This window comes from Marvinbryantia sp. (assembly GCF_047017445.1).
Taxonomy (GTDB): domain Bacteria; phylum Bacillota; class Clostridia; order Lachnospirales; family Lachnospiraceae; genus Marvinbryantia.
In genome coordinates this window covers 1-24,990 of sequence record NZ_JBKXTT010000026.1, presented here as the reverse complement: position 1 = coordinate 24,990, position 24,990 = coordinate 1, and the positions used below count along the sequence as shown (strand labels likewise).

Annotated in this window: 29 protein-coding genes and 1 tRNA gene; 7 read left to right on the top strand and 23 right to left on the bottom strand. The window is 48.2% G+C overall.

What is annotated here, in order from left to right; genetic code table 11:
* Positions 1–119 precede the first annotated feature (119 nt).
* Positions 120–287, bottom strand: coding sequence for a helix-turn-helix domain-containing protein (locus ACLU9Q_RS19140; protein WP_298515677.1), 168 nt, complete (start codon positions 285–287; stop codon positions 120–122).
* A gap of 179 nt (positions 288–466) precedes the next feature.
* Here ACLU9Q_RS19140 and ACLU9Q_RS19135 point away from each other — a divergent pair, with 179 nt between their 5' ends.
* Positions 467–1,063 carry a hypothetical protein gene (locus ACLU9Q_RS19135; RefSeq protein ID WP_412625845.1) on the top strand — a complete coding sequence of 199 codons (597 nt, stop codon included), beginning with the start codon at positions 467–469 and terminating at the stop codon, positions 1,061–1,063.
* Between the two features lie 60 nt (positions 1,064–1,123).
* Here ACLU9Q_RS19135 and ACLU9Q_RS19130 read toward each other — a convergent pair.
* The 11 genes from ACLU9Q_RS19130 to ACLU9Q_RS19080 all read right to left on the bottom strand — a co-directional run bounded on the left by ACLU9Q_RS19130 (position 1,124) and on the right by ACLU9Q_RS19080 (position 7,212).
* A tRNA-Met gene (locus ACLU9Q_RS19130) sits at positions 1,124–1,197 on the bottom strand.
* A 49-nt stretch (positions 1,198–1,246) separates the two neighbouring features.
* Complete coding sequence (locus ACLU9Q_RS19125) at positions 1,247–1,546, bottom strand: septum formation initiator family protein (protein WP_296836159.1); 300 nt, start codon at positions 1,544–1,546, stop codon at positions 1,247–1,249.
* Between the two features lie 27 nt (positions 1,547–1,573).
* Positions 1,574–1,918 (bottom strand): spore cortex biosynthesis protein YabQ, encoded by a 345-nt coding sequence (gene yabQ / locus ACLU9Q_RS19120; protein WP_296836162.1) that lies wholly within the window; start codon positions 1,916–1,918, stop codon positions 1,574–1,576.
* Position 1,919: 1 nt separating this feature from the next.
* Entirely contained in the window at positions 1,920–2,204 is a 285-nt protein-coding gene (gene yabP / locus ACLU9Q_RS19115; RefSeq protein ID WP_296836165.1) for a sporulation protein YabP, read from the bottom strand.
* Between the two features lie 129 nt (positions 2,205–2,333).
* Positions 2,334–2,573 carry an RNA-binding S4 domain-containing protein gene (locus tag ACLU9Q_RS19110; protein WP_296836168.1) on the bottom strand — a complete coding sequence of 80 codons (240 nt, stop codon included), beginning with the start codon at positions 2,571–2,573 and terminating at the stop codon, positions 2,334–2,336.
* A gap of 62 nt (positions 2,574–2,635) precedes the next feature.
* Complete coding sequence (locus tag ACLU9Q_RS19105) at positions 2,636–2,911, bottom strand: HU family DNA-binding protein (protein WP_296836171.1); 276 nt, start codon at positions 2,909–2,911, stop codon at positions 2,636–2,638.
* 174 nt (positions 2,912–3,085) lie between these two features.
* Entirely contained in the window at positions 3,086–3,547 is a 462-nt protein-coding gene (locus ACLU9Q_RS19100) for a MazG nucleotide pyrophosphohydrolase domain-containing protein (RefSeq protein WP_296908367.1), read from the bottom strand.
* Positions 3,548–3,598: 51 nt separating this feature from the next.
* On the bottom strand, positions 3,599–4,588 hold the full coding sequence (locus ACLU9Q_RS19095; protein WP_296839518.1) for a CotS family spore coat protein: 990 nt from the start codon (positions 4,586–4,588) through the stop codon (positions 3,599–3,601).
* A 79-nt stretch (positions 4,589–4,667) separates the two neighbouring features.
* A complete protein-coding gene (locus tag ACLU9Q_RS19090) occupies positions 4,668–6,032 on the bottom strand; it encodes a CCA tRNA nucleotidyltransferase (RefSeq protein WP_296839520.1) in 1,365 nt (454 codons plus the stop codon).
* A gap of 9 nt (positions 6,033–6,041) precedes the next feature.
* Positions 6,042–6,872, bottom strand: coding sequence for an undecaprenyl-diphosphate phosphatase (locus ACLU9Q_RS19085; protein WP_296839523.1), 831 nt, complete (start codon positions 6,870–6,872; stop codon positions 6,042–6,044).
* 127 nt (positions 6,873–6,999) lie between these two features.
* A complete protein-coding gene (locus tag ACLU9Q_RS19080; RefSeq protein WP_412625846.1) occupies positions 7,000–7,212 on the bottom strand; it encodes an aspartate dehydrogenase in 213 nt (70 codons plus the stop codon).
* A gap of 184 nt (positions 7,213–7,396) precedes the next feature.
* Here ACLU9Q_RS19080 and ACLU9Q_RS19075 point away from each other — a divergent pair, with 184 nt between their 5' ends.
* Both ACLU9Q_RS19075 and ACLU9Q_RS19070 read left to right on the top strand, forming a co-directional pair.
* Entirely contained in the window at positions 7,397–7,888 is a 492-nt protein-coding gene (locus ACLU9Q_RS19075) for an RNA polymerase sigma factor (RefSeq protein ID WP_296839528.1), read from the top strand.
* Positions 7,866–9,398, top strand: a complete 1,533-nt coding sequence (locus tag ACLU9Q_RS19070) for a hypothetical protein (RefSeq protein ID WP_296839530.1) — start codon at positions 7,866–7,868, stop codon at positions 9,396–9,398. Before ACLU9Q_RS19075 ends, ACLU9Q_RS19070 begins: the two co-directional genes overlap by 23 nt.
* 129 nt (positions 9,399–9,527) lie before the next feature.
* Here the strand turns inward: ACLU9Q_RS19070 and dgoD are convergent, their stop codons facing one another.
* Genes dgoD through ACLU9Q_RS19050 form a run of 4 tightly spaced genes read right to left on the bottom strand, consistent with a single transcriptional unit; the run spans position 9,528 to position 13,487 of the window.
* Positions 9,528–10,676: a galactonate dehydratase gene (gene dgoD, locus ACLU9Q_RS19065; RefSeq protein ID WP_296839532.1), complete on the bottom strand. Its 1,149-nt coding sequence runs from the start codon at positions 10,674–10,676 to the stop codon at positions 9,528–9,530.
* A gap of 18 nt (positions 10,677–10,694) precedes the next feature.
* Positions 10,695–11,522 (bottom strand): carbohydrate ABC transporter permease, encoded by an 828-nt coding sequence (locus tag ACLU9Q_RS19060; RefSeq protein WP_296839537.1) that lies wholly within the window; start codon positions 11,520–11,522, stop codon positions 10,695–10,697.
* Positions 11,516–11,908: a carbohydrate ABC transporter permease gene (locus ACLU9Q_RS19055; RefSeq protein ID WP_412625844.1), complete on the bottom strand. Its 393-nt coding sequence runs from the start codon at positions 11,906–11,908 to the stop codon at positions 11,516–11,518. The genes ACLU9Q_RS19060 and ACLU9Q_RS19055 overlap by 7 nt, the downstream gene beginning before the upstream one ends.
* Complete coding sequence (locus ACLU9Q_RS19050; RefSeq protein ID WP_412625843.1) at positions 11,835–13,487, bottom strand: hypothetical protein; 1,653 nt, start codon at positions 13,485–13,487, stop codon at positions 11,835–11,837. Before ACLU9Q_RS19050 ends, ACLU9Q_RS19055 begins: the two co-directional genes overlap by 74 nt.
* Positions 13,488–13,659: 172 nt before the next feature.
* Here ACLU9Q_RS19050 and ACLU9Q_RS19045 point away from each other — a divergent pair, with 172 nt between their 5' ends.
* The gene (locus tag ACLU9Q_RS19045) at positions 13,660–15,132 is read left to right on the top strand and encodes a transposase (RefSeq protein ID WP_412624679.1); all 1,473 of its coding nucleotides are present in this window, start codon (positions 13,660–13,662) and stop codon (positions 15,130–15,132) included.
* Positions 15,133–15,349: 217 nt separating this feature from the next.
* Here the strand turns inward: ACLU9Q_RS19045 and ACLU9Q_RS19040 are convergent, their stop codons facing one another.
* From ACLU9Q_RS19040 to ACLU9Q_RS19025, 4 genes are read right to left on the bottom strand one after another with little or no spacing between them, the layout of a single operon-like run.
* Positions 15,350–16,843, bottom strand: coding sequence for a response regulator (locus ACLU9Q_RS19040; protein ID WP_298515205.1), 1,494 nt, complete (start codon positions 16,841–16,843; stop codon positions 15,350–15,352).
* A complete protein-coding gene (locus ACLU9Q_RS19035) occupies positions 16,840–18,615 on the bottom strand; it encodes a sensor histidine kinase (RefSeq protein WP_296836908.1) in 1,776 nt (591 codons plus the stop codon). The genes ACLU9Q_RS19040 and ACLU9Q_RS19035 overlap by 4 nt, the downstream gene beginning before the upstream one ends.
* The gene (locus tag ACLU9Q_RS19030) at positions 18,590–19,510 is read right to left on the bottom strand and encodes a LysR family transcriptional regulator (RefSeq protein ID WP_296836904.1); all 921 of its coding nucleotides are present in this window, start codon (positions 19,508–19,510) and stop codon (positions 18,590–18,592) included. The genes ACLU9Q_RS19035 and ACLU9Q_RS19030 overlap by 26 nt, the downstream gene beginning before the upstream one ends.
* A gap of 24 nt (positions 19,511–19,534) precedes the next feature.
* Positions 19,535–20,854: a sedoheptulokinase gene (locus ACLU9Q_RS19025; protein WP_296836901.1), complete on the bottom strand. Its 1,320-nt coding sequence runs from the start codon at positions 20,852–20,854 to the stop codon at positions 19,535–19,537.
* 178 nt (positions 20,855–21,032) lie between these two features.
* On the opposite strand from ACLU9Q_RS19025, the gene ACLU9Q_RS19020 reads away from it, so the two are divergent.
* Together ACLU9Q_RS19020 and ACLU9Q_RS19015 are read left to right on the top strand one after the other, a co-directional pair.
* The gene (locus ACLU9Q_RS19020) at positions 21,033–21,536 is read left to right on the top strand and encodes a flavodoxin (protein WP_296836898.1); all 504 of its coding nucleotides are present in this window, start codon (positions 21,033–21,035) and stop codon (positions 21,534–21,536) included.
* Positions 21,537–21,548: 12 nt separating this feature from the next.
* Positions 21,549–21,962 (top strand): cupin domain-containing protein, encoded by a 414-nt coding sequence (locus ACLU9Q_RS19015; RefSeq protein WP_412625842.1) that lies wholly within the window; start codon positions 21,549–21,551, stop codon positions 21,960–21,962.
* A 203-nt stretch (positions 21,963–22,165) separates the two neighbouring features.
* Here ACLU9Q_RS19015 and ACLU9Q_RS19010 read toward each other — a convergent pair whose 3' ends face one another.
* The 3 genes from ACLU9Q_RS19010 to ACLU9Q_RS19000 all read right to left on the bottom strand — a co-directional run bounded on the left by ACLU9Q_RS19010 (position 22,166) and on the right by ACLU9Q_RS19000 (position 24,511).
* A complete protein-coding gene (locus ACLU9Q_RS19010; RefSeq protein WP_296836892.1) occupies positions 22,166–22,651 on the bottom strand; it encodes a QueT transporter family protein in 486 nt (161 codons plus the stop codon).
* 876 nt (positions 22,652–23,527) lie between these two features.
* Positions 23,528–24,079: a Uma2 family endonuclease gene (locus ACLU9Q_RS19005; RefSeq protein WP_296836889.1), complete on the bottom strand. Its 552-nt coding sequence runs from the start codon at positions 24,077–24,079 to the stop codon at positions 23,528–23,530.
* A gap of 45 nt (positions 24,080–24,124) precedes the next feature.
* Complete coding sequence (locus ACLU9Q_RS19000; protein WP_296836886.1) at positions 24,125–24,511, bottom strand: DUF6471 domain-containing protein; 387 nt, start codon at positions 24,509–24,511, stop codon at positions 24,125–24,127.
* A 148-nt stretch (positions 24,512–24,659) separates the two neighbouring features.
* On the opposite strand from ACLU9Q_RS19000, the gene ACLU9Q_RS18995 reads away from it, so the two are divergent.
* The gene (locus ACLU9Q_RS18995; protein ID WP_296836885.1) at positions 24,660–24,941 is read left to right on the top strand and encodes a hypothetical protein; all 282 of its coding nucleotides are present in this window, start codon (positions 24,660–24,662) and stop codon (positions 24,939–24,941) included.
* Positions 24,942–24,990: the final 49 nt, after the last annotated feature.

Genomic DNA, 24,990 nt, shown 5'->3' with positions numbered 1-24,990 from the left:
GCTGTTTTATGGCAGGGATTCTCTAACATGTCTTGTTTAACTAAATGACATTGAACGTGAACAGTAACGCTATTTCCGTTACTATCCACGCCAGCCTCAAACAAGTGTACTTTTCTCTTTTAATCATCTTTAAATTTAACGACATCATTCGGTGTACAATTCAAAATCCGGCAGAGCTTTTCTACTGTCAGCAATGTAATGTTTTTATTTTTCTTTAGGGAGTCCAGCGTTTTATTATCTATGCCGGACTTTAAAAGCTGATATTGTGAAATATTCCGCCTGCGCATAGTGTCCCACAATGGACCGTAATCAATAATTGTAACCACCACCCTCTGCTGTTAGTTACAATTATATTTCTGCTTTTTTAATTTCAATATTGTGATTATATCCACAATATTGTATAATAAAAGCCGAAAGGAGGATTATACAAAAAACCAATTAACTTCATCACAGAAAGGGGAAGAATATGAAAAAAAGAATCATCTCGTTTATTACCGCAACCATAATGTGCATCGCCTGCACGATTACGCCGATGGCCTCTGAAAGTACCGCAGAAACCGAAATGCAGGCAACCGAAGCATCGGAAACAAAAACACTTGAGGATTTCGGGATTACAATTACGGAAGAGCAGTTGAACACGCTTATAGAAACCATTAAGGAAACGGTTACCACCGAATACCTGGAGCCGAATGGAATTGCTCCGGCAGATTTTGAATGGGAAAAGCCCACAAAAGAATACAATGAGGTATTACAGCAAAATGTGGATTCGTCTGTTTTCTTGAATGGCGTCAGAGGCGATGAGGTCCTCACATATATAAGTACTGCACTCATGGTTGGGAATGCCGAAGAGATACCGGAGCTTCCGGATAATGCAAATCTGAATTTCAACGGTACATATGACCTGGTAAATGCTTTATACCGGGGAATGTTAATGGGTGTGCTTGAGGCAGAAATCAGCGCTATGGAATTCATCGAACTGACAAAAGCATGGGAGATGATCTACAATGAAGAAGAATGTTTTCCGTTTGGACAATTCATTGTAGACAACGTAAAATTTGAATAACATGAAATCCGTCACTTATGCTTTCATAACAAAAACTCTGGCGTTTGCCAGAGTTTTTAATAGCGGAAGGGAGATTTGAACTCTCGACACCACGGGTATGAACCGTGTGCTCTAGCCAACTGAGCTATTCCGCCGCAACACGGTTATTATAGCGGTTTTCCCTTCGCTTGTCAACTGATTTTTTTAATTTTCTGCACGGAAAAGGATCTCATCCTCGCCGACCATGCCAAGCTTCTGTCTCGCGACCTCACCGGCGTACTCCGGCGTCTTGACATACTCTTTCAGCTCCTCTATTTCCACTGCGCGCTCGCTCTCTCTGGCGATCTGCTCGTTCAGCTCCTCAACACGCGCCTCATATGCGGCGTTCTTTTCCCGCAGGCGGCTGCTCTGCGTAAATACGACACACATCAGCACGACCACTACTGCCGAAATACAGATCATTTCCCTGCGGTTGCTGCCTCTGCGTTTCTTTCTTTTTTTCATAGACCGGATTCTCCTGTTAAAAACCTGCTATCTTCTGTTCACTGACATTTTACCTCTTTTTTTTACCTTTTTCAACAGTTTTATCCATGTCTTTCGAAAAAACACTTCTGCCAGATACTGGAACCACACGCCGAGAAGGATACCGACAAAGGAATACCCCCGCAAAGCGCCGTTATTTTTTTCAAATATCATGCCGAATATAATAAAGGAAGCCGCAAGCCAGTAAAGCAGATCTTCGATACTGATTGCCAGGATATGATGCGGAACAGCTTTTCGGAAAATCCGGAAAAGATCATATGCCCAGACAAGAAAAATGCCGGTCAGGATACTGGCAAAGAAAAACGCCGCTTCCTGTCTCACTACCGCGCTCATATCAGCGAAGCAGCCTGCTGATGAGGCTTCCCTCCTGCTTCTTTTTATGACCGCGCTCGGAGTAAACCATGCTGTCGACCTTTCCCTCCAGATCGGCTTCCCCAAGCTCCAGCGTCAGACGGCTGATGTGCAGATTTTTTCCCTTGATCGTCAGCAGCCCCATCTCCGTATCCAGCACGATCTCATTTTCATCGAACGACAGCACATCGGATATCCCGCTGACAGTCCCCGTTTTTCTTCCAATGATCACGAGCTTGTGCGCGCGCTGCATCTGCTTTTCTTCCATGGCATTCTCCGGCGTCATCCTCAATTCTATATATATGCGCCCTCCCGGCTTTTATGCGTCGCAGCCTGCACCCAGCGCCGTTAATGTTTCCGGCGATATCCTGTGCTCCTGCAGGCGCGCCTTTTTTCTTTATAAATACCGGTACATTTCCTGTGCCTCTTCCTTGCGCACAGTTTCCTGCACGCTGAGCACTTCCACCTTCACACTCTTAGTCCCAAACTGGATCTCTATGGTATCGCCCGCCTTCACATTGACGGAAGCCTTTGCCACCTTATCATTCACCAGTACACGCCCTGCGTCGCACGCCTCGTTCGCAACAGTACGTCTCTTGATCAGACGGGAAACCTTCAAAAACTTATCTAATCTCATATACACTCCTGTATTATAAAAAATAGCGAGGCCGTCCAGCCCCGCAATCGCTTACTTTGCTTTTATTCGTTCACTGCATCCTTCAAAGCCTTGCCTGCCTTGAATTTCGGAGTTCTGGATGCGCTGATGGTCATTGTCTCGCCAGTCTGCGGATTTCTTCCCTCTCTTGCCGCTCTCTCAGATACCTCAAATGTACCGAAGCCTACAAGCTGTACCTTTTCGCCCTTTTTCAGTTCAGCAGTTACTACATCTGCAAAAGCCTTTACAGCTAATTCGGCATCTTTCCTGGATAACTCAGTCTCTTTTGCAATAGCTGCGATTAATTCTGTTTTGTTCATGGAAAATTTCCTCCTCGTAGATTTTCTCTTAACTTGCCATCCGGCATTCGTCAGATTTATCAGTCTTGTACGTTTCCTCGTACATTACTATTACCTTTTATATACCGTAACCCTTCGTTTGTCAAGACCTTTCCTTGAAAACATCGGATATACCGTTCTTAGCCGCGCCCGGGACTACTGTCCGCTTTCCGCTTCCAGGTGCCGCGCCATCTCCGCCCGCGCCCGCTGCAGCGCCTCGCGCTTTGCCGCCTCCACAGCCGGAGGGATCTGTGCCTTCTCCGCCTGCTTGATCGTCTCCCAGTCGGGCAGCTCCTTATTTTCCGTAAACACATGCGGGTGGCGTCGGATCATTTTTTCACTCGCCGCCCGCACGACATCGCCGATATCAAACAGCCCTTCATCCGCTGCGATCTGGCTCTGCAGAACGACCTGCAGCAGCATGTCCCCAAGCTCCTCACAGAGGTTGCCCGCATCACCCGTTTTTTGCAAAACCTCGATTGCGGCGAGCGCCTCCGCAGTCTCATTGATCATACACGGCTTCAGGCTCTCGTGCGTCTGCGCGCGATCCCACGGACAGCCGTCCGGGGCGCGCAGCTTTTTTATGATCTCTATATAATCTTCAAAACTGTACTTCATATGATCCCTTCCCGTTCTTTTGCACTGCGGCGCTTTCTGCTGCGCAGACAATCATTCCAGCGTCTTTAAGAATGCGTTTCGCTGACTCTGCTGGCGGATCAGCACTTCCAGCTTTTCCCTGCTCTTTTCCGGAACCCATGCTTTATTGCGGTTATAATACTGATTGGCGAGCTTCCAGAATTTTTCCGGGTAGAGCAGCCGGACATAGAGATAATCCCTCTGCCGCTTTCCCATGGTCTTTTCCCGGTCGTAGCCGTCCAGAATGCGGTACCCGCTGTGTTTCTGCCAATCCTGCTTTTCCATGATCTTGCGCATAAACTGATAAAGATCCGCTTCCTGAATGTCATACCGGCACTTATCAAAATTCCCGACAAAGATCTGGTTTCTTCCGGTGAACCAGACGTTGTGCTGGTTGAAATTTCCGTGACAGAGCGCGCCGCGCCCGCACATTTCCTCCCGCAGAGAGGTATACCCGGAGCTTTTCAGCTTTTCTGACGCCTCCTGTGCCTGCTCGTAAAACATATGGAAGCAATTTAAGAACAGGATCTCAAACCCATTCTTCTGCTTCCGCTTCCGGATAAACGCGTAGACCTTGCGAAGCTCCCGGTTGTGGCGCAAAAGCTCTTCCTGCAGATCCTCCCCGATATAATTTCCATCATCGCTTTCCGGCTCCGGCGGCAGATACATAAGCCTGTGAAGCTGTGCCAGCCTTTTTACCGTCTGCTCCACATCTGACATGCTCTTTGTGTCGCATTCGCGCCCTTCAAACCAGTCCTTGAGGATGCAGGCTTCCTCCTCGCGGTCAGGTGTCAGCAGCTTCCCCTCTTTGTTTGCCATCGCCGTATCGGCATACAAATATCCCTTCTGCCGCATGGATTCCAGCACGCGGTTGACAAATACCATCTTCTTTTCGGAGCTGCCGCAGACGGCGAGCAGCTTCTTCCCCAGATTTGTCTCGCAGATATAGGAGCCTCGTCCTCTCCTTGTGCTGATGACCTCAATCTCATACTGTTCCAATACCTTCAGGCTTTTTTCGTTCACACATAACCCTCCCCTATATCACTCCTTTTATCGTATGCGATACGGGGACAGATTATGTTTTAAAAGCCCGGCATAAAAATCACTTCACATAGGTGTGCATCAGATATTCTTTTGTATTGTGCTGCGGCTCCTCAAGGACATCCTCCAGCATCCGCTCCAGGATCTCGCCAATTTCCTTTCCGGGCGCGATCCCGGCGCCGATGAGATCCCGGCCGCTGACGGCAAGCTCCTTTAAGGAAAGACACTGCTCTTTCTGCAGAATCTCCTCATAAATATCGTACATCTGCTCCAGGAGCAAAAGCTTCTCCGTTTTCCGGTAATCGCTCTGCGCCAGCACATCCGCGCCGCACACCTGCATCAGCGAAGGGAACAGCTCCCTTGTGCAGCGGTAGACAAGGCGGCGCACGCTTTTTTCGGAAACGGCGCGCTCACCGCTATGCAGCTTTGTAAGCGTCTCATCGTTCAGAGGCGGCTTTGCATCGTGCAGGCGCACCAGCACTTTCACCTTACGGATCGTGTCGTTGTCAAATTTCAGACGGCGCAGCATCTTTCCGGCAAGCTCTTCGCTGACAGCGGGATGCCCATAGAAATGATCCACGCTGTCCTTTGTGGTGCGCGTCGCCGGTTTGCCAAAGTCATGACAGAGAACCGCCAGCCGGATAATGCGGTCATTTTCCGCGTACTCCAGCGCCTTTAAGGTATGCTCGCCCACATTGTAAATGTGATGTTTGTGATTCTGCGGCGTCTCCATCATCGCATCAAACTCCGGCAGCACCACCGCCGTGATGCCAAGCTCATACGCCTTGCCGAGGATCTCCGGGTGCGGCGACACGAGCAGCTTGACCAGCTCAGCCTGTATCCGCTCGGCGCTGATGCTTCTTAAATTTGCTGCCATTTTCCGGGCGGCAGCCTGCGTCTTTTCATCAATCGAAAAACCGAGCTGTGCGGAAAATCGCACAGCCCGCAAAATGCGCAGGGCGTCCTCGCCGAAGCGCTCTTTGGCGTCGCCAACGCAGCGGATCACGCCGTCCTGCAGATCCCGGACGCCGCCGAATGCGTCGATCAGTCCCCGTGTCTCGCTGTACGCCATCGCGTTGACCGTAAAATCGCGCCGCCGCAGATCCTCCGTCAGATTGTCCGTGAAGCTGACCTCCTTCGGGTGACGGTTGTCGGCGTATTCCCCGTCGATGCGGTAGGTCGTCACCTCGTAACCCGTTTTATCCAGCATAACCGTCACGGTGCCATGGGCAATGCCGGTATCCACCGTCCGCCGAAACAGCTCTTTTACCTGCTGCGGTCTGGCGGAGGTGGTGATATCCCAGTCATCCGGCTCCCTGCCGAGAATGGAATCGCGCACGCAGCCGCCGACAGCGAACGCCTCAAAGCCCGCCGCCTCCAGCTTCCCGATAATTTGCTTTACATGTTCCGGTAAAATAATGTTCATAAAATCCCTTTACATCCCCTGTGACCAGAAATATGCCAGCACGACCACGCCGAGAATGATGCGATACCAGCCGAACACGGTGAAATCATGCTTGCGGATGTAGCCGAGCAGCAGCTTGATGACCGCGATGGACACGACAAATGCCACCACCATGCCGACCAGCAGAAGCACCAGTTCCATCTGCGTGAACGAAAAGCCGAATTTCACAATCTTTAACAGGCTGGCACCAAGCATGACGGGCACTGCAAGGAAAAAGGTAAACTCAGCCGCCACGGTGCGGGAAACTCCGATCATGATCGCGCCGAGAATGGTCGCGCCCGAACGCGAGGTGCCCGGAAATACCGCAGCGATCAGCTGGAACGCCCCGATCCAGAGGGCAACCGGATAGGTAATCTCCGAGATAGAATTTACTTTGATCTTCATGCCGCGGTTCTGCCGCTCGATCACAATAAACAGGATACCAAATACGATCAGCGCAACCGCAACCGTCTGGTAATTGTAAAACAGCTCGTTCAGCTTCTCATCAAACAGGATACCCACGACCGCCGCCGGTATACATGCGGCAAGAATCTTAAACCACATGGAAAAGGTATCTTTTTTAATAAAATATTTCTCCTTTAAAGAAAACGGCCATAGCTGCCCGAAATAGAGCACGACGACCGCCAGGATCGCGCCGAGCTGAATAACCACCAGAAACATTTCCATAAACTCCGCCGATACATTCAGCTTAACAAACTCATCCAGCAGGATCATGTGACCGGTGCTGCTGATCGGCAGCCATTCCGTGATGCCTTCCACAACGCCAAAGAGCACCGCCTTTAAAATTTCAATGATGTCCATACATTTCCTCCTTATTTTTATGTCCATATTATATTGCCGGGCAGTCTAAAATACAAGTGATTTCTTTCTTAATATAAGACACGCGCATCTGCCGCCAGGCCCCTACAAAGACCGGGTATCCGCCTCATCAGTATTCTTTCTCGATTTCTTCTATCCCGTACATTTCCTTAAACTCTGCCAGATCGCCCGCGCCCCTGATCAGCATCACTTCCTCAAATTTTCCGGTGCGCAGATCCTTAAACCCGGCGACCGTCTCCCCGGTGCAGATGCTGCAGTGCAAGACCGGTTTCTGGTTCTGGCGATCGTAGTCTTTTTTGACCTTCTTCTTTTTTCCAAACATCATTATCCCCCCTGCTCTTCATTCCAAGACTCTTTATGTACATTATAACGCCGTGCCTGTTTTGCGGCAACCAAAAAAGACGGCTTCATTTTTATATAAAAACTACCGAGACCTTTCCCTGTCCAAAAACATCTAATTAGTGTAAGATAAATATGCCGGCCGGCAGAAAGGAACTACCATCTATATGAAGAAAGAACAGCTCGGCGAACTGATCCTGGCGTCGTCAGATACGATGTATCACATTGCAAAAACACTTTTGTATGAGGATGCTGACTGTGCGGACGCCATCCAGGACGCCATTGTAAAAGCATTTTCCAAATATCACACACTAAAAAACGATGCTTACGCCAAAACCTGGCTGATCCGCATCTTAATCAATGAGTGTTACCGCACTCTGCGTCAGAAAAGCCGCACGATTCCGATGGAAGCGCCGCTCCCGGAACAGGCAGCAGCACAGGAAAACGACTACTCGGAGCTTTATGAGGCACTGGCTGCTCTGCCGGAAGATATGCGCCTCGCCGTAGCACTTTATTATCTGGAAGGCTACAGTGTCCGCGAAACTGCAAAGCTTCTTGGAACCTCTGAGAGCGCCGTCAAAAACCGTTTGCTCCGCGCACGCGCAAAGCTGCGCCGGGCACTGGAAGGAAAGGAGAATGAAACATATGTGTTACGATAGTCTGAAGCAGGAATTGAATAAGAGCTTTCCGCAGACGCCGCCGGAAATCCGCAGCATGATCGGGCAGGAGGTCGCACGACAGATGGATAATAAAAAAACCGCTTTTTCTCCGCGCCGCAGAAGCCGTCGGCGCAGACTGCCGCTTTTAATTTTTGCCGCCGCGCTGCTTCTCGGTACCGTTTCCTTTGCCGGAATCCAGCTCTATCAGTTATATATGGAAAATGAGGGCGCTTACGGGCGGACGATCCACGTCGAGGGGACCGGAACCAACGGTGATACAAATGCCAGTGCAGAAAGCACAGCGACTGCCTGGCTGCAGTTTGGCTACATCCCGGAGGATATGTTTTTGGAGCCGAACGGCTTCAAGCTCTCCTTTGCAGATTCCTCCTGGGCAATGACCATTATCCGGCATCCGCTAAAGTCAGATACCTCCGCGGAAAGCCTTGCATTGTCCGAGCAATATGTTACCTTCAGTGAAGAGCTGGAAATTAACGGTCGTGCGGCAGTGTATCTGACAATTCAGCGCAGCGCCGATGCCGAGGCGCAAACAAAGGTTTACATGCTCTGCCCGGAGGCGGAAACTGTTCTGGAGGTTTACGCCGCCCCGGAGCTTTCAAAGGAAACGCTCGTGAAAGTGCTCGAAAATGTCACGCCAGCCGCGGCAGATGCCGTTTCTCCTGATAGCGCTAACGAAGCAGCAAAATCCATGGAATCCCCATTAGAGTCTGCGATCCGCTTTTTCTGCAGCCTGCTGCCCGCCAGGGAAACAAACGATTATCAGCCGCAGACTCGCTTTACAGCGGAAGAAATCGAAGCGATGCACGATATCGGCGACGCCGTCTCCGTCCCAATGGGCGCGGACACGCCGCAGAAGCAGCATGATGTGACAAACGATATCACCGCAGTGGTGACGGACGTGCAGATTTCCGATAATCTGACGCTTCTTGATCGGCCGGAATATATCCCGGACCACTGGGCGGATATCACCGATGAAAACGGAAATCTGCTGCCCGCCGAGATTACGTACCTGCGCCGCCAGGACGGCGTCAACGCACTGGATGAGATTGTGGAAACGGAGACGATTGCGCAGAAGCTTGTTTACACAACCATCACATACACAAACAACGGTTCCGAAACTCTGAAAAATATCTGCTTCCGGATCGATCTCTGCGGTATCGCCGAAAAAAATGACGGCTATCTTCTTTACGCCGACCGCGCAGAAATGTATAATGCAGACGCACAGCTTCGCGGCGGTCTCTCCTGCGACTATGCAAATTCTACGGGCGCAGCCAGCTTCGAAGCAGGCTACTTCGATCCGCACGGCGGAGACGGAATGCACGGCGGCAACTACATCACGGAGCTGAAGCCGCAGGAAACGGTCACTATCCATACCGCATATATTGTCAACGCTGACGAACTGCCCTATCTGTTTGTGGACCTGAACGCAATTTGGGGCGACGACTATCAGGGAACAGAAGCGCAGAGATATGTGGACATCCGGCAGCAGTAAAAGACAGGGCAGCGCCAAAAGATCGGCAATGCCGAAAGACCGGGCAGCGTCGAAAGACAGGGCAATGCCGAAAGACCGGACGATGCCGAAAATCAGATGGGGCTGGCAGATAACTGCCAGCCCCGCGTCTCACCACTCCGCGACAGAACCATCCCGGTGTCTCCATACCGGATTTTTCCAGCGATGCGGATTTTCGTTTTCTTCTATCACCAGCGCTTTGTTTACCTGCACGCCAAGCCCGGCTTTCACCGGAAGGTTTACAAAACCGCCGACAAATCTGAAATCCTCCTTATTATCGATATAATCCAGAACACTCTTCCCGACGTTGTAGTGGATCCCGATACTCTGCTCCTGAAGCACGCCATTATAGCTGACTGCATCGACCTGCAGGCAGGACGCCAGCGCGATCGGTCCCAGAGGGCAGTGCGGCGCCAGCGCCACATCGTAGGCTTCCGCCATCGCGCCAATCTTTTTCACCTCTGTGATCCCGCCGGCATGTGACAGATCAGGCTGGATGATATCCACTCCGCCTGCCGTCAGCAGCCGTTTGAAATCATATCTGGTATATAACCGTTCTCCCGTCGCGATCGGAATATTGCAGCAGGCAGCGATCTCCTTAAAGCATTCCATATGTTCGCACAGCACCGGTTCTTCCAGAAACATCGGTTGAAATTCCTCCAGCTTCTTTGCGAGAATTTTTGCCATCGGTTTATGAACTCTGCCATGGAAATCAATCGCAATGCCAAAGTATTTCCCGCATGTCTCCCGGATCGCCGCCACACGCTCGCAGACTGCATCAATCTTTTCATAGCTGTCTATCATCTGCAGCTCCTCAGTCGCATTCATCTTTATCGCAGAAAAACCCTCGTCCTTTTTTTTCTTCGCAGCATTCCCGACATCCGAAGGGCGGTCCCCGCCGATCCAGGAATAGACGCGCACCTTGTCACGGCAGGAGCCGCCAAGCAGCTCATACACCGGCGCATCGTAATATTTCCCTTTGATATCCCAGAGCGCCTGATCGATCCCGGCAAGAGCGCTCATCATCACGCCGCCTCCCCGATAAAAGCCTGCGCGGTACAAAACGTTCCAGATATCCTCTATTTTCCGCGCGTCCGCACCGATCAGATAATCCAGCATTTCCTCCACACAGGCAAGGACCGTTTCCGTATGTCCCTCCAGAACCGCTTCGCCCCATCCGCTGAACCCGTCATCCGTTGTAATTTCCACAAACCCCCATCGTGGCCTGACAAGATACATATTTACTCTTGCTATCTTCATTTCTGCCTCCCTTTTTCCCTATCCTTTCACGGCTCCGCTCGTCATGCCTGCGATGATCTGCTTCTGCATCAGCAAATAAAAAATCACCATCGGAAGCATCACGATACACATGATCGCCAGCATCACGGACCAGTCCAGGTTAAATTCTCCTACGCAGAGATTCAGCTCAAGCAAAAGTGTCATCTGATCCCGGGAGCTTAACAGCAGACTGGACAGCGTGAAATCATTCCATATCCACATCGTCTGAAAAATAACAATTGTAGCGGTCACCGGTTTGATCATCGGAAACACCACATTCCAGAACAGCTGCCAGGGATTTGCCCCGTCGATCAGAGCTGATTCCTCCATATCAATGGGCAGTGCGCGGATAAAACCCTGGTACATAAAAATCGCAAAGGACACGCTCGCCGAATAAACAAGGATCAGCCCCGTTTTTGTATTGATCAGATGAAATACCTTCATCACAGAAAAAATCTGTACGATCAGCACCTGTGTCGGCACCATATATCCCACCAGAAAGTATACCGACAGAAATCCGGTCAGCCTGTTTCGGAACCGTGACAGCGGATAAGCCGCCAGCACGCCCAGTATAACGATCAGAAATACCGAAGACGCTGTGATCACAATGGAATTGCCCAGGGAGGTCCAGAACTGCATCTGACCAAAGGCTTTGATATAATTATCCAAAAACAAGCTCTCCGGCAGCGCCCACGGTTCTCTCAGCATCTGGCTGTACGGTTTCAGAGAATTCAGCACCATATAAATGATCGGGCTTAAATAAACTAACGTAAATGCAAGCAAAAGCACTTGAAGTATGAGCCCTGTTATTTTCCTTTTTTTCAGCATACCTCATCCTCCCGCTTTCTCGAAATATAAAGCTGCAGCAGAGATACTGCCATAATAATAACAAAAAATACCACTGCCATTGCAGACGATCTGCCTACCTTTTTCTCCCCGATACCCGTTTTGATAATCAGCTGCGTCATAAATGTTGTCTTATATCCCGGACCGCCTCCGGTAAAGGAATACGGCAGCGCGTAAATCTTCAGTCCGTCAATGATGATCAGCATGGTGCTAATGGAAATCGCCGGCGTCAGCAGCGGCAGCGTAATATATCGGAACATATTCCACCCGGAGGCTCCGTCTATTTTTGCAGCCTCATAATACTCCTCCGAGATTCCCTGCAGCCGTGCCAGATAAACACAGGCATGCCTCGTAAAATTCCAGCCCATAGCAGTCTATATGGTGATGCTGCACCGATACCGACGTGCCTCCTCTGGTCCGATAGCCCATCTGTCCGAGCAGCGTATGCCCGCCATACTGCACATTATAATGGTACTGCCAGCTTGCAAGATAACTGCTCACCTGCTTTGCCGCTTCCAGATATTCCCTCTCCCCTGTTATCTCAAACAGCTCAAGCGCGCACCGCAAAAGCGGAATTGCAGATTCTTTATCAACGCAGCAGGTATCCAGCGCTCCCGCCGTCGTGTAGCCATATTTTTCAAATTCTTTATAATAATAGGAAAATCCGGCTCTGGCAGCATTGAGAAATTCCCGGCTTTTGCATTCCTTCCAGCCGAAGCAGAGCGCCTCGGCAAGATAACATCCGACGGTTCCTTCCGCATCTGAAATTCTGCCATCGTTAAACCACGCTTTTGCCATTTTTCCGCTTTCCAGCTGATGCTGCGTCACAAAGGAGCAAATAGCGAGCGCCGTCTTTCGGTACAGCTTTCGTTCTATTCCAAGCTCTGCGAGCAGATGATAAGCTTCCAAAAGCTCCGTCACCGCACTATAGAGATTCGCCGCATCGTTGCGCTCCTCATCATTGTCAATACGTCCGCCCCATTTCCGGATCTGGTCAAAGCGGCATCTGAACAGCCCGTTTGGCAGCGCCGCTCTGCCGCACCAGACGTCCAGCACAGAAAGCCCGCGCCGGAGCGCTTCCTTTTCCCCAAAAATCGCATATTCATAAAGAAGCGATACTGCCAGGGACGCATTTTGTCCCACCCAGCCGATTTCCAGATAATCCCTTTTCTGCTCCCAGCCTTTATCCTTCCAGGTCAGCCCCATACAGAAGCCTGCAAATCCGTCTTCTTCAAAATAGAGCCGGTTTTTGGCAAAATCCATGCCAAGCTCCCAGACCTGTTCGTCTGTCAGCAGGCGCACGCTGCCCTCTTCCCGGCAAACCTCCCACGCCTTGTCTAAAAACGCTGCATAATCATGCTGCTTTTGAGGTTCTCTCACAACGATCCATGCCGAAAAAACAAGATTTTTTTTGCAAAAACAGGTTGTTTCCATATATTTCCCTGCTTCATAACTGTCTCTGGCGCAGTAAACTCTCGGCCCTTCCTGCTCCGGGAAATGCAGCCTCATGCAAAATCCTTTTTTCTCTGCGCGCTCCATTTCCATAGAGCATCCCATCGGATTTTCCTGCGCTGCAAAAATTCCGACGGCAGCTTCCTTTGTCTGGGCAAACATTCCCGCACGCACGCCGCTGCGATGTCCTGCAAAGCGCCATGGAATACCGTCATCCAGAAGCCCCTTCGGTTCTTTTCCCTCGCCCCAGAAATTTCCATTGTAATTCACACCGGGAATCATATAAAATGCTACCTCGCCCTGCAGGATAAATTCCATAGGAAAATCGTCCCAGCTTTCCCTGGCGTCTGTGACCGTAAAGGTACGATTCCACAGCCACATATTCTCTCCCATGCAGATAAACGTATCCTCCCATTCCCCGTCTCTCTGCTCAACACAGGCAATTACGCTCCCATCCAGCAAAAGCTTCTTATTTTCCATCAAAAAAGCACTCATTTTTCCACCTCCCTTTTTCTGAGTATAGTAGGCGTTTGCGAAACGCCTAATGCCGCATAAATACGGCATTTTTTAACCACAAAAAACAAATAACCCCTCACCGGATATGGTATAATAGAGTTGACGAAAAACTATAAACCATGCATCCAAGAAAGGAGTTATTCTGACATCTATGATACCATATAAACAGCTTTCTTTGGCAGATTTTTTTTCGGATTGCCAAGATAAATTTGAAAATGACAAACCTGGGTTTCTGTCTCTATTAGAAAACCACATCGATATTGATGAGATCGTTCCGATTTCTTTTCGAAATCATTTCTATGCATCAACGGGCAGAACCCGTAAATACCCTTTAAGCGCTTTGCTATGGGCGTTGATTATTCAGCGTATTTTTTCTATTCCCACAGACCAGCTTCTTTTAACTTTTCTTGCTTATTCAAAACCACTGCGTGAATTTTGTGGTTTCACTAAAGTTCCAGATGCTTCTAAAATCACCCGCTTCAAACAGGACTTTATGGATGACCTTCAGCTTGTTTTTGATAACCTTGTTGAATTAACCGAACCAATCTGTCATGCTATTGATTCTTCAAAAGCTGATATGACCATCTTTGATTCTTCTGGCATTGAGGCTTTCGTTACTGAAAATAATCCGAAATACGCAAATCGTATTATCAGGCAACTCAAAGCTTATGCCAAAGCTAACAGCTTCGACAAGAGTTATGATCCTTATAAAGCAGCTTATGGTTCTATGCCAACACACGCATCCGCAAATCCAGAAATTAAACAGTTATACATTAATGGTCATTTTTGCTATGTCTTCAAGTTTGGCATTATTACCAATGGTCTTGGCATTATCCGGCATATATCTTTTTACAACAAAGACTTTATGACCTCACATCCTGAAATCGTTGTGGAAAAGAAATCTGATTCTCCTGATGAAGATAAGTGTGTTCATGATGCTAAATTACTCATTCCTACACTAAAAGATTTCTTTGCGAAGCATCCGCTTATGAATCCCAAAACATTTCTTGGTGATGCAGCATTTGACTCCTGCCAGCTTTATGGAGAACTGCTGACAGGCAATACCTTTGGCGAAAATAAACACTTTAAAAAAGCATACATTCCTCTGAATTCCAGATCCGGATTAAAAAATCCTGATTGTAAAGTGAATGAAAACGGCATCCCTTGCTGCCCTAATGATGATTCACTTCCAATGAAACACGAAGGCACATCTACAAGAAAAAATGGTTTAAAAAGATATAAGTTTATCTGTCCTAAGATAAAGTATGTTAAGGATGCATCAACCGGAAAATATCATAGACATTGTATCTGCGATAATCCCTGTACTACTTCTGAGTGTGGACGTATGATCTATGTTTATCCTGAAAAAGATCTTCGTGCCTATCCCGGAACCATTCGTGGAACCGAAGAATGGGATAACACTTACAAAATCAGAACCGCAGTAGAAAGAGATATCAATCACATAAAAGAGAATCTCTGTCTTGCAGGACGTCGTACTCAGAATGAGAAAACATTGCATGCAGACTTAATTCTTGCTGGAATCACCCAACTCATTACAGTTGTTCTTGCAGACAAAATCAAACATCATGAATACATACGAAGTCTGAAACCACTCATCGCTTAGGTCTTATTAACTTTATAAAGCCTGTAGCTTATTAAAGTGCGCCTAAAAACGGTAGTTATCCACTTCTCATCTTAGGATTCGTACTCTATACGAATTCTTCCTTGTTTGGATTCAAGATTGTGAACGAGCATTGCGAGTTTCGCAATTACCTATCTGAGTATAGAAAATGCGTGCCTTTTATAAAATGTTTTTAAATCTTATTTTTTACCAAATTCTCTTATTTCAGATACATCTTTTTATAAACAGAAGGAGATACCCCTACCAGCTTGCTGAACGCCCGTGAAAAATGATACTCGCTTGTATAACCGATTGCTTTCGCAATCGCAAAATTTGTTGCGTCCGTGCTCACCAGCAGCTCCTTCGCCTTTGTTATCCGCACCCGCATTACAAAATTCCACACGGATTCCCCGGTTTCCTCTTTATACACCTTCGAGAGGTAGCTTTTTGAGATATGCAGATGTTCCGCCAGCTCTTCTATCGAAAATGTTTCCCGGCAGCAGTTTTTCCGGATATATGCGTTTGCCCGCTCTATTAAAAGCCTGCTTTTCCCTCCGGCGCCTTCCGTCTCCTCAGTCAGCCGAAGCCCCGCCTCCGCAATTTCTTTTGCCTCCTGCAGTTGATATACCCTGTCGCAGCGCTCGATCAATTTTTCATATTCCGGCGCCCGCTCCGGGCGCGCCGTCTCTTTCATCCAGCGCAGATATTGTTTTACCGTCTCCAGAACAGTTTCCCGCTCTTCCTGTACCGCCGCGCAATCCGCAAACCATTTTTCCAGAAATGTCCGGCATTCGTCTGCCCTGCGCGCAGTCAGCCAGATCAGAAACTGCTCGCGGCTCTCATTCACCGGAATCCGCTCCATATTCTTCTTGTCGCGCTCCATATACTTTGCAAAATAAAACTGCGGCGTATAAAAAAGCCTGTTCAGTGCCCTTTTGCTTTCCACGCAAAGCGCCGCCTGGTTTCCCCTGGAGATCGAGCTTCTCCCACAGAGCAGCGTGCCCTCCCGGATATATGTCCGCTCTACCTGCTGCAGACATTCCTCCAGCTTTTCCTTTTGCTTTGCACGCAGAAAAACTGCCAGCAGTCCGTCACCGACAAACAGACTATAGCTTATCACCTCTTTATTTTTTTCAATATCCTGCTGCAAAAAAACGATCTCATTTCTCACGATCGCCAGAACGCTCAATATACACCAGTAATCTGCGCCCTGCAGTTCGTCCGGCAGCGCTTCTGCCGCTCCCTGGTACAGCTTCAGCAGCTGCTCCTCGTAATACTTTCTTTGAAAATAATTCAGAGAGCTCTGCAGCTCATCCAGCTGTACCTGATAGCTTTCTCCCTGATCCATCTCCTTTTGCAGCTCCAATAACGTATGGATCAGCTCTTCCCGGTTCACCGGCTTTAAAAGATAGCCGTCCACGTTCAGCTTCAGCGCCTTCTGTGCATATTCAAATTTATCATAGGCGCTCAGTATAAGGATTTTCACCGCCGGATCCTGCATACGGATTCTGGTAATAAATTCTATCCCGGATATGTGCTCCATGCAGATATCTGTGATAATCACATCCGGATGAATATTATAAAATATCTGCATCGCCTCCGCTGCGCTCTCCGCCTTTCCAGCCACCTCAAAGCCGTAAAATTCCCATGGGATCATCCTTGTAAGCAGATCTAAAATATACGCTTCATCGTCTACCAGTAAAACCTTCTTCATATGCTTTGATCTCCCGTCTCCTTATGCGCCTCTGTCGGCACAAGCACCGTTACTTCCGTGAAATACCCCTCTTCGCTGTTTATTTTTATTCCGTATCCATCGCCAAAACACAGCTTCAAGATCGAATGTACATGCCGCAGTCCGATATGCTCCCCGGATATATCCCCCTCTTCCATATGCTCTCTCAGCCATGCTAAATGCTCCGCTGGAATTCCCCTTCCGTTATCTCTCACAGAAATCGCAAGATTTTCTCCCTGCTCTTCTATCACGATCCGGATCCGGGCCCCGTTCATTCCCTGTGAAAAGCCATGCTTTATGCAGTTTTCCACGACCGGCTCCAGGATCATCTTTGGAATCTGCGGATTCGCCCGGCTTCGCTCTTCGATCCGGCACGTAAGTTTATTTTCATACCTGAGCTGATAGATATCCAGGTATGCCCTGACATACTCCAGCTCTTCCCGCAATGCCACCATCTTATTCCCGCTCATCGAATAGCGCAGGATATAACTCAGCCGACTGATAATCTTGCTGACATTTTCCTGTCGGTTCACCATCGACTGATAATCTATCAGCTGCAGGGTATTGTACAGGAAATGCGGTGAAAGCTGATGGGTCAGAATCTGTATCTGTAAATCCTTTCGCTTTAATTCATACAGATAATTCTCCCTGATCAATTTATCCATACGCTGGATCATATATTCTATCTGAATGCTCAGTTCGCTCACACTCTTCATATCCTGGTAATCCGCAGCCAGCTCCTGCGCCCCCTGGTTGATCTGCATATCCTTTATCATATAGATGATATTTTTCAGCGGAGTCAGGATCTGTCTGGTAAACTGTCCTGAGAAAAAGGTCACCGCAACCAGCCCCAAAAGAATAACGGTGACGTCAAATAAAAAAATTACCTTTCCAAATCGGTTAAGATTTTCATATGGTATCGCATATAAATACACCCAGTCCGTTTTTTCTGATTTTACCTCTATCAGCAGCTCGCCGTGCGAAAAGAACTGCTCCAAAAGACCCATACTTCCCTGCGCCTTTTTCTCCGCCGCCAGGATATGCTCTGCCGATATCTTATCATTTCCCTGCTCATAAATTAAATTTCCCAGCTCATCACAGACGACGATCTTTGCACTCTCTCCCTCCGCGTTCTTTTTCAGGGAATCGTCGATCATCGCCGCATCTATGTCACAGATAATATATCCGATATGCTTCTGATTCTTATAAACCGGCAATACAACCGAGTACACCCGCATATTGTCCGCCTGATAGTAATCTGTCTCATGTTCTCCGATATAATACAGGCGGCGCTGCTCCTCATTTACTTTATCAAAATAGGGCAGCGCGGAAAAATCCACTTTTTTTAAAAATTTACTCTGGTCATTGCTGTAAACATTATACTGAAAGCCCTCATTCCCGAGAATAATAATATCGCTGATGAAGCTTTTAAATGATGCTATATTCTGCACAAATTCCTTCAGCGTATTGTTTGTCTCCAGCTTTTCGCGATTCGTCATGTCGGAATAATGCTCCATTGCTTTCACTACGCTGTCATTTCGCGCCAGCATTACCATCGGCGTCTTTACATCCTCAAAATAATAATCTATCGTATCTACTGTACCGGACATGTTTTTATATGCGCTGTCCAGAATAATATTATTATACTGAATGGTTTCCAAAAGGATGATCGCACTGCTGACCAGAATGGTCACAATAATTAACCCGATGCTGATTTTCCCTGTAAGCTCAAATTGTAAGCTGCGCTTTTTCATCCTCCAATCCTCCCATCGCTTTCACCGCCCTCACAAACCGCAGCACATCCCGCGGCGCATTCAGACTGTACAGCAGCCCGTAAGGAATACTGTAATCCCAGTTCACCGGAACAGAGACAAGTCCCGGGTGCACCTCCCGCCAGCATTCAATCGTGAGCAGCACCTTTCCCGTCTCCGCGCAGCGATTAAACACAGAAAGGTCGTAGAACTGCGGCGTATCCTCGATATGTATCTGCGGATGATTTTTCTGCAGATCGCTGCGGATCAAGTCGTTGACGCCGGAATCACCGCAGGGCACCATCATCAGCGTCTCGCCGTATAAATCCTCTATATTAATCTGCTCTTTTGACGCAAAGCGGTGCTCCCGCGGCACCGCTACCATCTTTTTATATCTGCCAAGCGGAAGGAATTCGCAGAGCGAAAGCCAGGCTTTCGAATCGCATACCCCGATCAGAAAATCAAACTTTTCTCCCAGCTTCCCGATTTCCGAGAGAATCCCCTCGTGATCGTCCTCGAAGGGCACAAGATGCAGCTTATAGTCGGGAAAGCTTTTGTTTACGCGATACCAGAGATCCATAAACGGTTTTGCCGGGTTCAGCAGAGAGGTTCCCACACAGAAGGTTGTATCATGGGAATGTGCAGCGGCATTGGCGTCCGCAATGGATTTTCGCGAATAATCGATCATAAATTTTGCATCCTTGTAAATCACTTCTCCCGCCGGGGTCAGACGGATGCCTGCCGGGGTCCGCTCGATCAGATTTAATCCCAGATGCGCCTCCAGCGTGTTCATCTGCTTCATGACGGCGGTCGGCGAAATATACAGGCGCCCCGCCGCTTTTGTGAAGCTGCCGCAGTCTGCCGCAGCGATAAAGGTATCCAGTAACGGATGATACATCCCGCACCTCCCATATAAACGTTTTCATCCAGGGTGCCTGGTTTCGGTTTCCTGCCAGGCCCACATCGCCGCGCCCGCGGCTGCCTCTTCTTTTACCTGTCTGAGTATAACCGGCATCCCAAATGCCCTTTCTATTTCCTGTCTTAAAATCCGGTTCCTGCGTATGCCATTTCCGCTGGCTACGATCGTCGTTTTGCCGCGGCGAAGCTCTTCCGGAAACTGCCGGTAGGCTTCATACAGCTCTCTTGCCATACCAGCCGTATATGCACGAATTACATCCGCCGGATAAAAATTTTCCGCAGTCAGTCCCTCCACGGTCCCCGCGCTATCCTTATCCGTTCTGCTTCCATATAAAAGCGGAAATACCCGAAGCTCCGTCTCTGGTTTTTCCAGAGCCGCCTCTTCCATTTTTTGATAAATTTCCGCCTTATCAACACGTATCCCGGTAAAAAGCCGCACGGAATCCTGGAAAAATTCCGCCAGACGCTCATAGACTTTTCCGCCATTTACCGAAGCCTGCACATACAAATAGCCCTGCTCCGTAAAAGGTCTGATTTCCCCCGTTTTTACCTCCAGCAGCGTCCGGTCAAAGAAAGAGACCTGCGAACCTGTTCCAACATTAACGCTGAGCATTTCGTCCGCTTCCCCTGCCGCAGCATAAAAGCTGGCCTGGTTGTCTCCCACTGCCCATACGACCGGAATGTTCTGATACATGCCCGCAATCTCCACTTTTTCATTTACCTTTGGATAGTAAGCCGTATTTATTCCGGCTTCCTGAAGCTTTTCAAAATCAAAGCTCCCGTCCTCCAGCCTGAAACCTCCCATACTTGCCGCGATCGAAGAATGCATTTGCGGAAGCTTCAGATCGCACAGCCGCATGACGAGATAGTCGCCAATGTTTGTAAATACATCTGCTTCCTCTGGAATCTGATTTGTTTCCTGCAGAAAAAAATGCGTCACACTTCCATATCCGGTATGCATCGCATACCCGGTCTTATCTGACAGCCACTTTGCATACGTGCCTTCTTTAAACGGCTGATCTCCGCACTCCGTCTTCCAGGTATAGTAGGGTGTTACCGCGTTCCCGCTCTTATCCAGATATAAAATCCCGTGCATCTGGCTGGATACGCCGATTACATCAACATTGCCTGTCTCTTCTATCATTCTGTCCAGCATTTCTTTTACGCACAGATAAATTTGCTGCGGATCCTGCCGGAATGTCCCCGGACAAAAAGCATTCTCCGCCTGCATTATCGCTTCCGTTTTTCCCGAAGCCACACAATAACTTACAAGACAGATACTGGTCGTTCCAATATCTATCCCAATCGCTTTTTTGGTTCTCATTGCCGGTTACCTCTCTCCTCATTTTTTCTGTAAATGTTCCAGGCGGAAACGCCTCTGCATACCAGTTTCGCTCTTATAGCTATAAACTTTTTATTAATACCATGATAACCTACCGGAGATTCCCTGTCAAGAAAATGCATGTTATAGTAGATCATACAGACAACAGGGAGGTTGTGAAATGTCAAAGAAATTGATTGCTTTTTATTCAAGAGCCGATGAAAACTATGTAAATGGTACGATTAAAACGCTGAAAACAGGCAACACAGAGCTTGCGGCCGGCATCATCCAGGAGTTTACAGGCGCAGATCTGTTTAAAATCGAGCAGGTACGTCCCTACGCCAAAAACTACAATGAATGCATCGCGCAGGCACAGGCGGATCAGCAGCGCAATGCCCGTCCGGAGCTGAAGCGCTATCCGGAAAGCATTGCAGATTACGACATTATTTATCTTGGCTATCCGAATTACTGGAGCACCATGCCGATGGCTGTCTTCACTTTTCTGGAGCATTTTGATTTCAACGGAAAAATCATCAAGCCGTTCTGCACGCACGAGGGCAGCGGAATGGGCAGCAGCGTCAGCGATATCCAAAAGCTCTGCAAAACGGCAACAGTCGAAAAGGGGCTTGCCCTCCACGGCGGCAGTGTTCTTCGCGCAAAAGATGAAATCAGGGAATGGGTATAGGAGGATTTTAAGATGAGTGCAAAAGAAATGAGTGTGTTTCCCACAAGCAAACCGAACGACGCGTTCGCACAATATTTTACCGGCCAGAGCTATCTGAATATGCTCTCTCTGGAGCAGGTGGCGGTCGGCAACGTTACCTTTGAGCCGAAATGCCGCAACAACTGGCATATCCACCATGCAAATAAGGGAGGCGGGCAGATGCTGCTCGTCACCGCAGGCGAGGGCTGGTACCAGGAATGGGGCAAACCGGCCAGAAAGCTTCTTCCCGGAGATGTTGTCCACATTCCGGCAGAGGTAAAACACTGGCACGGTGCAGCGGCAGATTCCTGGTTCCAGCACTTGGCGATCGAGGTTCCCGGAGAGGGCTGTAAAAATGAATGGTGCGAGCCGGTTTCTGATGAAGAATATGAAAAACTTAAGGGTTAGATCATAGCAAACGCCAGAAATCACGGCGTAACAAAAGAAGAGAGCGCCGAGATCCTTACACATACCAAAAGAGGTCTGGACGGAGGAATAATTTTTCTTATGATAAAAAGCCGGACAGCGAAGGAAGAAAACACTTCCGCCGCTGCCCGGCTTTTATTCCCGCGAGCAACAAGACAAGCGGACATGCTTGCATGTCCATTTGACTATGCTGTTTTGAAGATCACATTTTTATATCTGTCAAGTGCAGACAGGATCACGAGTCCCAATACCCCACACGAAAGCACTTCACCCGCTCCGACGCTCAGCATCATCAGCGGGATCGGCAGATTAATGCCGTATCCGTAGAAAAGCACGAACGGAACAATCACCGTATTTGCCATGATCGGCGGAACCGGCACGAGGAATTTCTGCTTCCGCAGTGCGTAGGAACCGAACGCCCCGATCAGTGTGGCGATGCTGCCGCAGATGATGTCCACCGGAATCGCGCCGCCCAGAAAATTTCCGATAATACAGCCGACAAACAATCCGGGGATCGCCGCGGGCGTAAAATACGGAAGAATCGTCAGGGCTTCCGCAAAGCGGACCTGCACCTCTCCGAAGGAAAGCGGTGCAAAAACAACGGTAAGCACCACATAAATAGCAGCAATCGCTGCTGCCTGCACAATAAACAACACTTTTTTGTCTCTCATATTCAGTTTTCTCCTTTAGTTTTGTTTTACGAGTGGAAGGTCTCGAACACTCGGTGCATTTTTCGCGAAGCAATGAGCCGGACGGATATGCGTGCATGTCCATCTGGCGAATGCCGCGAACTCAGATACGCACGTATCTGAGTAACGCCGGGAATCGGCGGCAAGCCCGGAAAGACCTTGGTTTTGTGGGCTTTGCAACGGATTATAGTGTAACACGAGTTGTATTGCAGGTCAAGAAAAAATCCACGTCCGGCCAAAAATCGGACCAAATGGAAAAATAAAGGGATAAAATTATTGGAAAAAGACGTGAGAAGCTTAGCATTTATTCTGTTCAGTAATATAATCACAGGTATACACCTTTGACTAGTGCCCTGTAAAAAGGGCACTGCATTTTTGATTCTTTTACTGTACCATTTGTTTTATCCAGTTGTGAATAAATAAAGTGAAAAGAAGATAGAAAATGCTCTGTTTAAGAGGGCGAAGGGTTACGATTTCACAGAAACTACCACTGCACAGGTATTTTAGCTAAAAAATCGGAAACCAGAATACTCGGGTGGCGGTGATAATTTCACAGTAGAAAATGAAACAGAAGTGCAGCTTTATCTTCCGGATAATGAATCGAAAAGGATATGGATTACATCACATTGGCAATTATTATAATCTCTGGCATTATCGCCGGACACCTCATAGCCAGAGCGATTGACCGCAAGCGCAGAAAATAGACTGCCGGGAGAGCCTGCTGCATCTGTTCAGATTACCAAACGGTAATCAAAAGCACCCAGGTCCCACACCTGAGTGCTATTTTTGTGCTCTGCTCCCGTAAATGAATGTCAAATATGGGAACGGAACGCATGACTTCGGGAACGAACCCCACTTTTAAAGGTCCAGACTGGAAAAGTCTATCTGCAAGTCCGGATAGATACCCACCGGAATACGGTCATGGAATGTGTACGTCTCGACCTCGAAATGCTCCTGCTCCAAATGATAAACGAAAATGCGTTCTTTGCGAGGGTCCACAATCCAGTATTCCCGAACACCTGCGTTTGCGTACAGGTTCAGCTTAAGAACATAGTCATGGCTTGAATTGCCGGGAGAAACAATCTCAATGATCCAGTCCGGCGCTCCGGTACAGCCACGATCCGTAAGTTTGTTCCGGTCACAGATAACGCTTATGTCCGGCTCTACTATGGTTTTCCTGTCCTCCTTCAGCTTGACAGCGAACGGGGCGGGATATACACGGCAAGGTCCGCCTTTTGATTTGAGATAATTCCGGATTGTTCCGGAAAGCTCCATGAGTATTGTCTGATGGATTCTGGAGGGCGCCGCCTGGTTATAGATCAGGTTCCCCTCTATCAGCTCCGCCCGGACATTCTCAGGCAAATTGTAATAGTCTGCTTCTGTGTAAAGTTTGGTTTGTGCTAATGGCATAATTAAAACCCCCTTTTCCGGTTATTGCATACGATGAGAAATAAACTATTCTTTGGCACCTGGTAGAGGATTTCTCAAATCTGCGGTCGTAAGAAGGACTTTTTGTGTATCGTCCATTTCAAAAGCAAGTTGGCAACCGACAAAATCAGCTATCATTATGAGCTCATCTGCTGAGAAACTACCACGTACAAATTTATTTCTCATAGCCTGCTCACTGATTCCGAAAAGGCTTGCCAATTCTTTATACTTTTTTCCTCGCATACTGAGTAATCCTTTTATTTTGTCACTAACCATTGACGCACCTTCTTTCGTTTTGATGAATTCATTATACAGCACAAATAAAACCATTGCAATCAAAAAAATATAAAATGTAATCAAAAAAGTGTATATATCAGTTGACAAAGTAATGAAAAATGTTTGTAATATAATCATAAGCAAAACAAAAACCCGTCGAGCGAAGGTGGAGGGGAGTAGGGAAACCGAAAGCAAGAGTACCACATAACACCGGGAAACAGGATAAGGGAATAATGAGACGGACGAGATTCCTTAAATACTTTAAAGCCTGCCGGGGCTTGGCCGAATGAGAGGAGATTTCATCATAACAGAGAGACAGATTGAAAACGGAATTAAAAAACTGCAGGTCATTGAAGCACAACAGAAAGTGCTGGAGGAACAGGCTGAGGCATTGAAAGCAGCTCTTCCAGAGATTTACAATCAGTATTGTAAGGTCAGCACAAGCCTCCGTTTCAAGCCTCCGTTTTACAGTAGCATAAAAAATGCCCTTGTCAGAGGTCGCAACTCTGGCATGGGCGATACCTACAAAACCATAGCATCGGCAGCAGGTATATTTATTTTTACTTAAAAACTTACTAAATTTCTGATTATCTTTTCATAAGTTGGTAAATGCCGAT